Source organism: Lewinella sp. 4G2 (assembly GCF_001625015.1).
GTDB lineage: Bacteria > Bacteroidota > Bacteroidia > Chitinophagales > Saprospiraceae > Neolewinella.
Map to the genome: position 1 here is coordinate 2,070,930 of NZ_LVWJ02000014.1, position 16,375 is coordinate 2,087,304.

1 protein-coding gene (running past one end of the window) is annotated in these 16,375 nt (G+C 53.5%); it reads left to right on the top strand.

Annotation, left to right across the window (positions count from 1 at the left end):
* Positions 1 to 16,375: the 5' portion of an SdrD B-like domain-containing protein gene (locus A3850_RS09070; RefSeq protein ID WP_068215799.1), read on the top strand. Its footprint extends 31,916 nt past the window's final position; 16,375 of the gene's 48,291 nt are visible here — the first part of the coding sequence; the start codon lies at positions 1 to 3; its stop codon lies beyond the right edge, outside the window.

A 16,375-nucleotide genomic window follows, 5' to 3' on the forward strand; every position in this document is an offset into this window, starting at 1 on the left:
ATGAAACCTACGGTACTCCGTCGGCAGGCCCTTCGCCTGCTTTTTGTGTTTGCAGCCTGTCTGTCCGTTTTTACGGGCCTTGACGCGCAAACCGAGAACAACGCAGCCGCGCAGGATATTGCTCCCGCCGCCGAGCTTAACGAAAGTGTCGCCAGTTTCTACGAGTTCATGGCGGTGGATGAAAGCCGGCCTGGTGCGCAGGACGACTACGTACGGTTCGAAACTTCCGGTGGTGCGGGTGACTTCGTCACTTTCTCCGCAACGTTCAACGGAGAGCCCTTCTCGAAGCGGCTACCAGTCAATACTGACGGCCTGGCGATGTGGAAAGCGCCAGAGAACGGTCAGTTTGACGATGTGGTGGTTCGCTTCAACGGTGCGACCGTTGTGGAGATGGAGAAGTTGATGGTGATGACGAGAGCTATGCTTTTTGGAGAAGAAAATCCATCCGAATCGCTCCCGGACAATGACGTGCCCTATACTGGAAAGCCACTGGTGGATGCTGACCCGCTTGTGAAGTCCAGCACACAATGCCAGAACAATAAACTGAGTGACCGTGGGTTTGAGCAACGTTCCAATGTGTGGTACTTGGGTGGGGCTTCAAAGTTTATCAATTCCGGTCAGGCTGACGAATACGTATACAATGGCTCTTGGGCGGTCAAATTAGACAGCCGTGGTGACGTTGTTTCTCAAACTTTCAATCTCGGTGCGAATCGCCAATTCTGCTTTTCAGCCTACGCTAAAAACCACTCCAGCGAGGGCACTATGGAAGTGGGCGTCAAATTTAGAAAGTCGAATAATCAGGTCATTTCTTCGCAACGGGTGGTCGTAAGCCGTCAGAGCGGCTATAACCTGTATAGCCTCGATGGCGTGTCACCGGCCGAGACCGCAAAAGCTGAGGTCTACTTCTACCGCGACCATTCTACTAATAATAATTCCTGGGTCGACCTGGTTTGTTTTCAGGATAAGGGTACCATTATCGACGGTGGCACCCCTCCCACCGATTTCCTGGCTACTTGTGATGAAGGGAAAACGGTGGACGCCTACGTAAGTGACGTCGATTGCTCCGCTAACCCAATGGCCGAAACGGTCATTCCTTCCAGCGGCAACGTGTACCAGGTCGTCGTCGAGGTAGTCTACAAAGGGGATAACCCTGGGTCAAGTACTTCCGTGCTGGCTAGTAACGGTAGCTACTACTTGCTCGAAAAGGTCTTGCTGACCAATAACGGTAACAGCGGCTTCCACGTCTATCGGGGTTTGATCCCAACCGGCGTCTCCTGGGTCCGGCACAACGCCCTTCCCGGGGATTGTAGCAACAACTACAGTAATAACCACGGCCTTCAGTCACTCGCCAGCTTTGCTTTCCGAAACGTCAATCAGAACGTTGCCGGATCTGGTACTTTTACGACCCTCACTGGCTATAACAGTATTGCTAGCTTTAATATCGACATTCCTACGTCTACGCTCACGCGTGACGTTGAACTTCGTATCCCCTTCTCAGAGATCACCCTTGATGGTCGTTACGTACGTCTTAACGCAAAAGTCAACGGCGTCCAGCTAGCTACTCAAGCCTGGACATTTACTGACGGCGGTGGCCCCTGTTGTATTGACCTACTGGAACTCTCCGTTCCTAATGTACCTGGGGGAGCCAGCCAAATTGAGGTTGAAATTGATACCCGTAATGGTCGTGGTCCTAATGGTGAAAACGGTCAGTCCTATACTATTGCAGGTCTGGCTTATGCGGACGTAGACTGCCCACAGAACAAAGCGGATTGTATTCTTTCCTTCCGCGCCAAGGGTGATTGCGGTCACGAACGAGTGGAACTGCGCGTCAACAATAATGCAGTTGGTACCTACGTGCTCTCGACTGGATGGCAGGAATTTACTTACAATAACTTCACTTCTGGGTCTGACGTAGAGTTACATTTTGTCAACGATGGTAACAACGGTTGTGACCTCAACGTAGCTATCGATTACGTTAAGGTTGGCGACGATACCTACCAAACCTCAACTACAGCTACTTCATCTAACCCATCTTGTAACAATCCGGCCCACGAGCGCCTGAACTGTAATGGCAAGTTTGATTACGGTAAGCTAAATTGTTGTAGCGTTACGGACCCAGGTTCCTTCCTGACCGGTCACTTCACTGTGTGCGTAGCCGATGGCCAGACTTTCGACGCGCCAGTGATTGACATGACCCGTGGGGCTTGTTCCGACGGAGGCCAGCCTCAATACCAGTGGCAAGAGAAAGCCACGATGGGTGGAAACTGGGTAAATATTCCTGGCGCAACTGGTGAGGATTACAATCCCCCAGCGCGTGGCATTGGCTCCACTTGGTACCGTCGCTTCATCAAGTGTGCTTGTGAAGATTCCTTTAAGACGAATGGTGGCACGCGGGACGTACATATCCGCCGCGCTCCCAACGTTCAGATCGCTACCTCTAATGCCACCTGTAATGGCAACGGTAGCATCACCTTCTTCTTTGACGAGGATCCTTCCGGAGAATTCACGCAGATCGATCTGAGTATTACCGGTGGTGCAACCCGCCAGCGGGTTAACCTCAGCGCTGGTTCCTATACCTTTAATAACGTTACTGTCGGCACTTACACTCCCGTGGTACAGTATATAGGTAGTCCCTGCGGTCTTACGCTAGACAACGTAATGATCAGCCAGGATGACGGTCCCACTGTCATTGCCTACTGCGGAGATGAGCAACTGTCGAAAGCGGTTCAAAACGATTCCCGGAGTTGTCAGGATGATACACAAAGTAACATCTTGCGCGCGTTTTACGCCTACCGACTTTTCCCCGGACAACTGAATGACGTTCAGGGTAAATACTACCGCGCAATCAACGGTACCTTTAAAGAGTATAACAATGGTTCTGCACGTCTTCAGTTTGACGTAGTCAACCAGCAAAATGCCAACTTCAAGCTGCGCTTCGACGTGGTGATGACGGGGCGTAGCCAGACGCCGGTTGGTGATTCGCCTAAACTGGAAATTTGCGCCACCGCCGCTAAGCCTGATTGGTACTACTACCGAGAATTCAGTGGTAATGTAACCGGACTGAATGCGCTGGCTGGTTTTAAAATGAATGTCTTCCAGAAAGGAGCTGACTTCCAGGTTGGAACCGGTGGGCATCTCCTGAACCCTAATGTCTTCGGTTTCTCTAGCTGGGCAAACTACACCATCCTTCAACAGCCTAATAACACTAATATCATTGCCAACGCTGGAGCCAATCTTGACTTCAACGTAAAACTAAACAGCAGCACACTTCCCCAATTCGGCGGCAACGACACTTGTGGTCCGGTATGTGAAGATGCGACTACGAAACTGACCGCCCAGGGTGCCGGTGGTAAAGCCCCTTACACTTACGCTTGGAGCAATGGCTTGGGAAGCGGCCAGGTCAAAAATGTATCCCCTAACGTAACGACTACCTATACAGTAACTATCACGGACGCTAACGGCTGTAAGTCCACCGACGCTATCCGGGTCGATGTGTACCCCACCGTACCTAATGCGGGCACAATTGCGGCTAACCAGTCTGGATGTGCACCTTTCAATCCCGCGGCCTTCACTGGAACCAACCTCGGAGCTGGTGTTTCTTACCGCTGGCAGAAGCAGGTAGGTTCCGGTGCCTGGACGAATATTGGTGGAGCCACCGGCGTGAACTACGATTCACCCGCGCTGAGCACGACAACTAAGTTCCGCCGCCAGGCCCGCAAGAATGCTAACTGTGCGTACAAGACCTCTAATGTTGTTACCGTAACGGTCACTCAGAACGTAACAAACGGTGGTAATCTTTCCGCCAACGAAACGCGGTGTGGCGCTTACGACCCAGCGAACATCACCGGTGCTGCGGCTACCGGCGGTGGTGGGGCGGCTATCTCCTACCAATGGCAGCGCCGCAATGGCACCTCTGGAAGTTGGGCTAATATCAATAACGCAACGGGTGCTAACTACAATCCTGGGCAGATCACTCAAACTACTCAGTTCCGCCGTCTGGCACGTCGAACGGGCGCCTGTGCTTGGGTTGCTTCGAATAATATCATTACGAAAACGGTCAGTACCAACTTCACCAATGGTGGCACCCTCACGGGGAACGAGAACCGTTGTGGAGCTTATAACCCTACTCAAATCACGGGTACTGCCGCTAGTGGTGGATCAGGCCCCGGAGTAGTTTATCAGTGGCTCTCTCGTCCCGGTACTTCTGGTGCATGGGCAATTATTAACGGTGCAACTGGTGCGAACTACGACCCAGGTAACATTACTGCGACTACTCAATTCTACCGCCGCGCGCGTCGTAACGCTGCCGGCTGTGGATGGGTAAACACCAACGTAATTACGAAAACCGTCAGCGATAACGTTACCAACCCCGGTGAAATCTCCGCTAACGAAGCTCGGTGTGAACCCTTTAACCCAGCGCAGATCAACGGTACACCTGCTTCCGGTGGAAGTGGCCCCGCTATCATTTACCAATGGCAAAGCCGTCCAAACTCGTCCTCCCAATGGGTAAATATTTTGGGTGCGGAGGGTCTTAATTATGATCCGGGTCAGATTACTACTACAACTCAGTACCGCCGCGTAGCCAGGCGAAACGCGCTTGGCTGTGCTTGGATTATTTCTAACACAGTTATCAAGTCCGTAAACAGTAACTTCACTAACCCTGGTGCCCTAACCGGGAATGAAACGGAATGTGATGATTTTGACCCCGCTAACATCACCGGTACCAACCCCAGCGGCGGCAATGGCGGGTCAACGCGCTACCAGTGGCAGTCTCGAGTTGGGACTTCCGGCAACTGGGTAAACATCAGTGGCGCTACCTCTAGCTCCTACAATCCAGGACCAATTACTCAAACTACCCAGTACCGCCGTGGCGCACGCCGGACGGGTGGATGTGGTTTCATTTATTCTGGTGAAGTAACAAAGACTGTTAAGCGGCAACCAACGAATTCTGGTAGTTTGACGGGAGACGAAACACGGTGTGGTGCTTACAATCCAACCGCTATTGTCGGTACGCCCGCTAGTGGTGGTGCCAGCGAATTCCCAATTACCTACCAGTGGCAGAGTCTCACTACCGGCGGCTGGGTAACTATCGCGAATGCCACCGGGGTTAGCTATGACCCAGGGCAGATTACGGAGACCACTAAGTACCGCCGCCTCGCCCGTCGCGGCACTGGCTGTGGCTACTCTCAGACTAATCACATCACTAAAACAGTCAGTGACAACGTCACCAATCCTGGATCGCTTGCTGGCAACCAAACTCAGTGTGGTGGTTACGACCCCGCCGTAATTACGGGTACTGCAGCCACCGGCGGTAATGGCCCAGCCATTATCTACTTATGGCAACAACGTACGGGAACAAGCGGAAGCTTCAGTAATATTTCAGGAGCTACCGGTGCTAACTATAATCCTGGTCCTATCACTCAGACTATGCAGTACCGTCGCTTGGCGCGGCGTAACGCACCGGGATGTGCCTGGATCTACTCTGGAGTAATTACCAAAACAGTTAGCGATAATGTTACCAACCCCGGCGCAATTACGGGGAACGAAACGGAATGTGAAGATTTCGATCCCGCCGTCATTACCGGTACGGCTGCATCCGGTGGCAACGGCCCCGCCGTTGTATACCAGTGGCAACAGCGCCCCGGTACGAGTGGAGCCTGGAGTAATATCTCCGGTGCAACTGGTCTGAATTACAATCCTGGTCCAATCACCCAGACTACTCAGTATCGCCGCGTGGCACGGCGTAATGCTACGGGTTGTGCTTGGATTGAGAGTGGTGTGGTCACTAAGAAAATTATTGATAACGTTACCAACGCTGGTGTGATCTCCGCCAACCAGGCGGGTTGTGATGAACTCGACGTGGCTAACCTAACTGGCCCAGCCGCCACTGGTGGCTCGGGTGCTGGCATCCAGTACATCTGGCAGTCACGTGTAGGTACCAGCGGTACTTTCACTACCATCGCTGGTGCAACCGGAACGAGCTACAATCCTGGTGTAATTACTGAAACAACTCAGTACCGCCGCGCAGCTCGCCGTAGTGCCAACTGCCCTTACATCATTAGCAACATAGTTACGGCCACCGTCCACCCACTACCTCAGGTGACGGCGACCGCTACCAATGCCTCATGTGATACGGATAACGGTACGATCGTCTTCTCCTTCGTGGATGAGCCTACTCGTACTGGTATCTCCTTCAGTATCGATGGCGGCAATACTTACCCCTACTCTTCCGATGACGACGAGGGAACTTTCACCGCTACCGGCCTGGCACCTGGCACCTACGATTTGTGGGCGCGTTGGGGTAATGCCGAATGTCCGGTTGACGTACCAAATGTCACCGTCGGAGGGTCCGATAACATCACGAACCCCGGCGCGCTTTCGGGCAACGAAACGGAGTGTGATGATTTCGATCCTGCTACTATCACCGGCACCGCTCCCACTGGCGGTTCTGGTGGCGGTATTCGCTACCAGTGGCAGTCACGCGTCGGTGTATCCGGCAACTGGGTGAACATCAGCGGTGCAACTTCCGCTAACTACAATCCCGGTCCGATCACGCAAACGACGCAGTACCGCCGTGGCGCCCGCCGTTTGGGTGGCTGTGGATTCATCTACTCTGGAGTTGTTACCAAAACGGTCAAGCGTCAGCCAACTACACCCGGTGCACTTACTGGCAACCAAACGCAGTGTGGAGCTTACAATCCCTCCATCATCACCGGCACACCCGCTAGCGGTGGCGCCGCTGAGTTCCCTCTGGCCTACACTTGGGAAAGCCGCCCCGGCACTTCCGGTAACTGGACGGTTATCGCGGGAGCGACCGGCGTGAGCTACGATCCCGGCCAGATCAGCCAAACTACTCAGTACCGCCGCCTGGCCCGCCGTGGCACCGGCTGTGGATTTGCGCAGACAAACATCATCACCAAGACGGTGAGCGATAACGTTACTAATCCCGGAGCCATTACTGGCGATCAGACGCAGTGTGGTGGTTACAATCCCTCTGTCATCACCGGTACGGCTGCTTCCGGCGGCAACGGCCCTGCCATTGTTTACCAGTGGCAGCAGCGCCCCGGTACGAGCGGTGCTTGGAGCAACATCTCCGGTGCAACAAGCTTGAACTACAATCCCGGTCCAATCACATCAACTACGCAGTACCGTCGCGTTGCTCGTCGCAATGCTACTGGGTGTGCGTGGATTGAAACGGACGTAGTGACTAAAACCGTTAGTGACAACATCACTGAGCCAGGTGATATTACGGGCAACCAAACTCAGTGTGGTGGGTACAACCCGGCGAACATCACGGGCACGGCTGCCTCAGGTGGCAACGGCCCTGCAATTGTATACCAGTGGCAACAGCGCCCCGGTACGAGCGGTACCTGGAGCAATATCTCCGGTGCAACCGGCTTGAACTACAACCCTGGCCCGATCACGGCTACTACGCAGTACCGCCGCGTCGCACGTCGCAATGCTACTGGCTGTGCATGGGTAGGCACGGATGTCGTAACGAAAACAGTGAGTGACAACATCACCAACCCCGGTGACATTACGGGTAATCAAACTCAGTGTGGCGATTACGATCCATCTGACATCTCAGGGACAGCTGCCTCAGGTGGCAATGGACCTGAAATTGTTTACCAATGGCAACAACGCCCAGGTACAAGCGGTGCGTGGAGCAATATATCTGGCGCCACTAGTCTGAACTACAACCCCGGCCCCATTACGGCCACCACTCAGTACCGCCGCGTCGCTCGTCGCAATGCTACTGGCTGTGCTTGGATTGAATCAAACGTCATTACCAAAACGGTGAGCGACAATGTAGATGATCCCGGAGCTATCAGTGGCAACGAGACCGAATGTGAAGGTTTCGACCCCGCAAATATTACGGGTACGCCCGCAACTGGTGGGAATGGCCCAAACATTCGTTACCTCTGGCAGCAGCGTACGGGTACCACTGGAAGTTGGACTAACATATCCGGCGCAACTGGACAAAACTACAATCCTGGTCCTATCACGGCTACTACTCAGTACCGCCGCTTGGCTCGTCGCAACGCTACGGGCTGTGCTTGGATCTACAGTAGCGTAGTCACCAAAACAGTAATCGATAACGTCACCAACGCTGGCGTGATCTCCGCCAATCAGGCGGGTTGTGATGAACTCGACGTCGCTACCCTAACTGGCCCCGCTGCCACTGGTGGCTCGGGTGCTGCCATCCAGTACATCTGGCAGTCTCGCGTGGGTACCAGTGGTTCTTTTGTAACTATCGCTGGTGCAACCGGAACAAGCTACAATCCTGGTGTAATTACTGAAACAACTCAGTACCGCCGCGCAGCTCGCCGTAGTGCCAACTGCCCTTACATCATTAGCAACATCGTAACGGCGACCGTTCACCCACTACCTCAGGTAACGGCGACCGCTACCAACGCATCTTGTGATACGGATAATGGTACGATTGTCTTCTCCTTCGTGGATGAGCCTACTCGTACTGGTATCTCCTTCAGTATCGATGGCGGCAATACTTACCCCTACTCTTCCGATGACGACGAGGGAACTTTCACCGCTACCGGCCTGGCACCTGGCACCTACGATTTGTGGGCGCGTTGGGGCAATGCCGAATGTCCGGTTGACGTACCAAATGTCACCGTCGGAGGGTCCGATAACATCACGAACCCCGGCGCGCTTTCGGGCAACGAAACGGAGTGTGATGATTTTGATCCTGCTACTATCACCGGCACCGCTCCCACTGGCGGTTCTGGTGGCGGTATTCGCTACCAGTGGCAGTCACGCGTCGGTGTATCCGGCAACTGGGTAAACATCAGCGGTGCAACTTCCGCTAATTACAATCCAGGCCCCATTACGCAAACGACGCAGTACCGCCGTGGCGCCCGCCGCTTGGGTGGTTGTGGGTTCATCTTCTCTGGCGTAGTTACCAAAACGGTTAAGCGTCAGCCAACTACACCCGGTGCCCTTACCGGAAACCAAACGCAGTGTGGAGCTTACAATCCTTCCATCATCACCGGCACGCCCGCTAGCGGTGGCGCCGCTGAGTTCCCACTGGCCTACACCTGGGAGAGCCGCCCCGGCACTTCCGGTAACTGGACGGTTATCGCTGGAGCGACCGGCGTGAGCTACGATCCCGGCCAGATCAGCCAAACTACTCAGTACCGCCGCCTGGCCCGCCGTGGCACCGGCTGTGGATTTGCGCAGACGAACATTATCACCAAGACGGTGAGCGATAACGTCACTAATCCTGGAGCCATCACTGGCGATCAGACCCAGTGTGGTGGTTATGATCCTTCCAACATCACCGGTACGGCTGCTTCCGGTGGCAACGGCCCCGCCATTGTCTACCAGTGGCAAGAGCGTCCTGGTACGAGTGGTGCGTGGAGCAACATCTCTGGCGCGACTAGCCTGGACTACAACCCCGGCCCAATCACGGCAACTACGCAGTACCGTCGCGTCGCTCGTCGCAACGCTACCGGGTGTGGGTGGATTGAAACGGACGTAGTGACTAAAACTGTTAGTGACAACATTACTGACCCGGGTGATATCACGGGCAATCAAACCCAGTGTGGTGGTTATGACCCCGCAATCATTACCGGCACGGCTGCCTCAGGCGGCAATGGCCCCGCTATCGTCTACCAGTGGCAACAGCGCCCCGGTACTAGTGGTGCCTGGAGCAATATCTCCGGTGCAACTGGCCTGAACTACAACCCAGGCTCGATCACGGCTACCACTCAGTACCGCCGCGTCGCACGCCGCAATGCCACCGCATGTGCGTGGATTGGTTCAAACGTAGTGACCAAAACCGTCGGTGAAAATGTCACCGACCCGGGAGCTATTACGGGCAATGAAGCTCAGTGTGAGGACTACGATCCCGCAGAAATTACTGGCACTCCCGCTAATGGTGGTAGCGGAGCTTCGATCCGTTACCAATGGCAGGAACGTGACGGCGCATCCGGCCCGTGGGTAAACATCGTTGGAGCCACTAGTGTGAATTTTAACCCTGGCCCCATCACCTCTAGAACTGACTACCGTAGAGCAACTCGCAGAAACGCGACTGATTGTCCGTGGATCTACTCTAACGTAGTGGTTAAAAACGTAATTGATAATTACACCAACCCTGGAACGCTCACGGGCAACGAGGCCGAATGCGGTCCTTACGACCCAGCTACGATTACTGGGACTGCTCCTACCGGAGGACAGGGCGGATCCACTCGCTACCAGTGGCAGACCCGAACCGGTACCTCCGGTTCTTGGTCCAACATCAGTGGAGCCACAAGTGCTAGCTATGACCCTGCAGCCATCACTGCGACTACCCAGTACCGCCGCGGATCGCGCCGCACTGGTGGGTGTCCATTTATTTGGTCTACTCCCGTCACCAAAACAGTTGACGTGATTCCTACAGTCACGGTCGCTAACGCTGCAGTCTGTGAAGGCGACAATGTTACGCTTACCGCAACGCCGAATCCTGGCGCTGCCTCTGAATACGATTACGCTTGGAGTACGGGTGCATCTACTCAGACCATCACGGTTACTGATGCACAGCTGTCTGACGAAGGAACTTATTCAGTGACCATCACCAACAAATCCACGGGATGTACCGCAGAGGACGCCGGTTCCCTCGACGTAAAGGAAACTCCCGATGTGGTAGTGACGTCTACTAATCCTACTTGTACAGAAGATAATGGTACCATCACCTTCTCTTTTGGCCCTCAGGATGGACGGTCCAATATCCAATTCAGCATTAACGGTGGAAGCTTCTCTGATAACAATGCTTCGGTTGCAAGTGGAAGTTACACAGTAAGTGATCTGGATGCAGGTACTTATACCCTAAGCGCACGCTGGGGTAATGCAGATTGTCCAGTCGATCTTTCACCCGTGACGCTAACGGATGAACTGGGCCCCCGCCCAACAGCCTCCGGTGCTACCTCAATCTGTGTCGGTGGCAATGCTACCCTAACAGCTACTGCTACCGGCGGAACCGGTACGGTCACCTACACTTGGAATAACGGCGCCGGCAACGGTGCTAGCGTAACCGTATCCCCCACGGTTACCACTACTTACACCGTCACGGCAACGGATGCCAACGGCTGTACCTCTACCGATAACGTCACTGTAACGGTAGTACCCGATCCTGAAGTGACCATCGCCATTACCGGTGATGACGAAGTCTGTGAAGGCGGTGCCTTCAACTTTACCAGCGATGTTAGCGGTGGCCTCGAATGCCGCGCCGTTCGTTGGCAGCAGCGTAGTGGTACGAGCGGTTCCTTCGCTACGGTAGCGAACGCCCCTACCTACACTACGGCCGCAAACCTCGCTCCCGGTACTTACCAGGTCCGTGCGCAGTACATCTGCGACGGCACCGGTTGTAACAATGACAACTCTAATGTGATCACCATCGAAGTGGTGGAAGATCCTGAAGTAACCATCAGCCTGAGCGATAATGTGCTGTGTCTTGGCGAAACGGCTACTATCACGGCTAGCCCAAGCGGTGGCCTTGATTGTCAGGATGTTCGCTACCAACTCCGTTCGGGCACGAGCGGCGCTTGGTCTACGGTCAGTGGTACCGGTAACACCTTTACCACCGACGGAACGCTCGCGGCGGGTACCTACCAGTACCGTGCTTACCTGCGCTGCTCCGGCACGGATTGCGACCAGGACATTAGTAACGTGGTGACGTTAACCGTCAAGCCCGATCCCACCGCCACAATCGCCGACCAGACGATTTGTAACGGTGAGTCCGCCACGCTTACTGCCGTCCCCGTAGTTGGCGACGCGCCATTCACCTACGTTTGGAGTAACAATGGTGGTACGAGCAATTCGGCAACTTTCAGCCCCAGCGCTACTACTACCTACACTGTAACCTTCACTGATGCCAATGGCTGTGAAGGAGAAGCTACCGGTCGCATCGTGGTTAAGCCTCAGCCAGTTGCGGATATCTCAGCCGTCCCCGCTACAGTATGTACGGGCGAAACCGTGACTTTTGAAGCAGACCTTACGGTTGGTGGCACGGTGTACACTTGGGACTTTGGTATCAACGCCAGCCCAGCTACCGCAACCGGTGCCGGCCCTCACGTGGTAACCTACACGCTACCCGCGAGTCAGAATGGCAATGGTGCCTCAACGGCCACTTTGACCACAACACGCAATGGTTGCACCGATGAAGATCAGCAAGTGATCACCATTTTTGACGAACCTGAAGTGACCAGTATCTCTACCGTGGATCCAACCTGTACGCAGGCCAATGGCTCCATTACGGTAAATTTTGTGAATAACCCAAGCCGAGTAAGTATCTCCTTTAGCATTGACGGAGGTGTCACGTATCCTTACTCAACCTCAGTTGATCAGGAAAGCATCACCATTACCGGACTTAGCGCTGGCAACTACGACCTATTTGCTCGTTGGGGTAATGCTAATTGCCCGATCGACATCGAAGACGCTACGCTTATCGATCAATCAGGCCCTGCAGTGACTGCCTCAAACGATGTAGAGATCTGCGTTGGTGGTAGTACAACCATCTCGGCAACCTCTGCTGGCGGAACTATGCCCGTTTCATTCGTATGGAATATGGGCGCTGGCGCGGGTGCGAGCGTAAGTGTGACGCCTACTGAAACAACGACCTACACCGTTACTGCGACCGACGCTAACGGCTGTATAAGTACCGATGAAGTTACGGTAACGGTTAACCCACTTCCGGTTGTTTCGGTTCCTAACCAAACGATCTGCCAGGAAGAGGATGTGACCCTCGTTGCTAATGTCACCGTCGGAGAAGCTCCATTTACTTATGCTTGGAGCACTGGCGCTACCTCTAGTTCAGTTACTATTGATAACCTGCAGGCTACCACTAGTTACAGCGTTACGGTAACGGACGCAAACGGATGTGTAGGTGAGACAAATACAACAGTTACGGTAAATCCCCTTCCGGTTCCGGATCTGAGTGATGACATATCTATCTGCCAGGGAGAGTCTACTACCCTTTTGGTAGAAGGCGTATTCTTTTCTACGGCGATGCCTTTCACTTATGAATGGTTTAAAGCTGATGCCCCATCCAATATTCTGAGTACAACTACTGAGCTTACGGTAACTCCGTCAACGATTGGTGTACACAATTACTTCGTCCGTGTGACTGACGCCAATGGCTGTTTTGAGCGCGACGTAGTAATGGTCACCGTCCTGCCTCAACCTTCCGTTGAGGTAAATGATGATGAGATCTGTCTCGGAGCTACCGCTACCCTCACCGCAACCGTAACCGGAGGAGATGGTACGATCTCCTACGAATGGTCTACTGGAGAAACGACTCAGTCTATCCAGGTATCTCCCCAGACAACTACCGATTACACTGTAACGGTAACTGCTACTTCCGTCAGCTCTGATGGCGGCGTCACGGAATGTACGGATGAAGCGACCTCAACCGTCACGGTGAATGAGCTTCCGTCTATCACTGTTACTAGCGATGATCCTAACGATACGCTTTGTGAAGGTGGTTCCGCATCCGTTACGGCAACCGTCAACGGTGGCGCAGCTCCTTACACGTATGTGTGGACGGTAGCTGGCTCTTCGACGGTAATCTCTACTCAGAATGCCATTGAGGTATCTCCATCATCCACCACTACCTACGAGGTGGTTGTTACGGACAGTAAGGGTTGTGAAAACTCAGAAACCTTTGAACTTGGCGTAGACGATAAGGAGTGTGCAACGCTCGGAGATCTGGTCTTCCTAGATCGAAACGCCAATGGTCAGCAAGATGCCATGGACGTAGGAATCGAAGATGCGACTGTTAACCTGCTTTCTGAAGGGACGCTTGTAGCGACAACTCAAACAGACAACGACGGTATTTACGAATTTGACGGCCTGGTTCCAGGCGTTGAATATCAGGTTGAATTCCCTGCTCCAGCTGGTCTGGAACGTAGCCCCGCCAATACGGGTAATGACGATACGATTGATTCCGATGCCAACATAAACACCGGACTTTCTCCAACAATCATCCTCGCTACTGGTGAAACAAACAATACGGTGGATGCAGGCTTCTACGAAACTGCATCTATTGGTGACTACGTTTTCCACGATGAAAACGCTGATGGTCTACAGAATGCGACCGAAGAAGGTATTGACAATGTCACTGTCAACCTGCTTGAAGATGGATCTCAGGTAGCCACAACCACAACAGATGCTGACGGCGCTTACGAGTTTACTGATCTTACACCAGGGGTAGAATATGTCGTGGAGTTTGAAGCTCCCGCCGGCACCGAGCCTAGTCCAGTGAACGTTGGAAGCGACGATACTAAAGATTCCGATGCTGATCCAATTTCCGGACGGACAAGCACAATCATCCTAGCTAGTGGTGAAAATGACGAAACCAATGATGCAGGCTTCTTCTCGACGGCCTCTATTGGAGACTTTGTCTTCCTCGACGATAACGCAAACGGTCAGCAAGATGCCGGTGAAGAAGGTATCGACGATGTAACGGTTAACCTTTTGGTCGATGGCACCGAAGTGGCATCCACCACAACCGACGCTGACGGTGCTTACCAATTTACTTCTCTTACCCCCGGTGAAGAATATGTCGTTGAATTTGAAGCTCCAACCGGTTTGCGCGCGGCTCCGCAAAATGTAGGAGGCGACACTACTGATAGCGATGCTGATGAGACAACCGGTCTCAGCCAGACTGTTACCCTAATGAGTGGAGAGAATAATCCAACTATTGATGCTGGATTCTTCCAGCCAGGAGTAATTGGCGACTTCGTTTTCCTCGACGAAAATGCTGATGGTATCCAAGATCCTGGTGAACGAGGCATTGCCGACGCTACCGTAAATCTATTAGATGAGAACGGAAACGTGGTTGCAACAACCACAACGGACGCAAACGGTAACTATGAATTCAGAGATGTCACTCCCGGAGATTACATCATTGAATTTGTTACTCCACTTGGTACCGTCACTTCACCAGTTAATGTCGGTAGTGACGATGAAAGAGACTCTGATGCCGATATGACTACCGGCCAGACGTTTGCTTTCACCCTTTCTAGTGGAGAAGAGGATATGTCTAACGACGCTGGTTTCTATGAAACTGCTTCTATCGGTGACTTCGTCTTCCTCGACGACAATGCTAACGGCCAGCAGGATGCCGGCGAAGAAGGTATCAAAGATGTGACTATCAACCTATTGGAAGACGGTGCTCAGGTAGCAACCACTACCACGGATGCCGACGGTGCCTACGAGTTCACGGAACTCACGCCCGGCGTAGAGTACGTAGTTGAGTTCGAAGCTCCAACCGGCTTCCGCACCGCTCCACAAAACGTGGGCAACGATGCTACGGACAGCGATGCCGACGAAACGACTGGTCTAAGCCAGCCTATCGTCCTTACGAGTGGCGAGGACAACGAAACCATCGATGCTGGTTACTTCGAAACTGGTGTGATCGGCGACTTCGTCTTCCTTGACGAAGATGCAGATGGTATCCAAGACCCAACTGAAGACGGAATTGAGGGTGTCACTGTCAACCTGCTTGACGAGAACGGTGATGTGGTAGCAACCACGACTACTGATGCTGACGGCGCCTATGAGTTCACGGACGTTGTTCCTGGTGACTACGTGGTAGAGTTTGAAGCTCCCGCCGGAACCGAGCCTAGCCCAGTTGATGCTGGTGGCGACGACGCAACTGATTCTGATGCTGACCCAATTACAGGTCGGACGGGTACGATCACGATCACGAGTGGTGAAGAAGACGACACGAACGACGCTGGTTTCTACGAGACCGCCGCAATTGGTGACTTCGTCTTCCTTGACGACAACGCTAACGGCCAACAAGATGCTGGCGAAGAAGGTATCGAAGACGTAACTGTAAATCTGTTAGCCGACGGCACTCAAGTAGCCACGACTACCACTGATGCAGACGGTGCATACGAATTTACCTCCCTCACCCCCGGTGAAGAGTATGTGGTCGAGTTCGAAGCTCCCACTGGCTTCCGTGCCGCCCCACAAAACGTAGGCGACGACGCAACCGACAGTGATGCCGACGAGACGACTGGCCTGAGCCAGACAGTAGTCCTGATGTCCGGAGAGAACAACGAGACCATCGACGCTGGTTACTTCGAGACTGCTTCTATCGGTGACTTCGTCTTCCTCGATGATGATGCGGACGGTGTTCAGGATGCCGGCGAAGAAGGCATCGAAGACGTTACCGTCAACTTGCTTAACGAAAATGGCGACGTGGTAGCAACGACCACCACCGATGCCGACGGCGCCTACGAGTTCACGGATGTAATTCCTGGTGACTACGTAGTGGAGTTTGAAGCTCCCGCAGGTACTGAGCCAAGCCCAGTTAACGCTGGCGGCGACGATGCAATTGACTCTGATGCCGATCCAATTACCGGTCAAACTG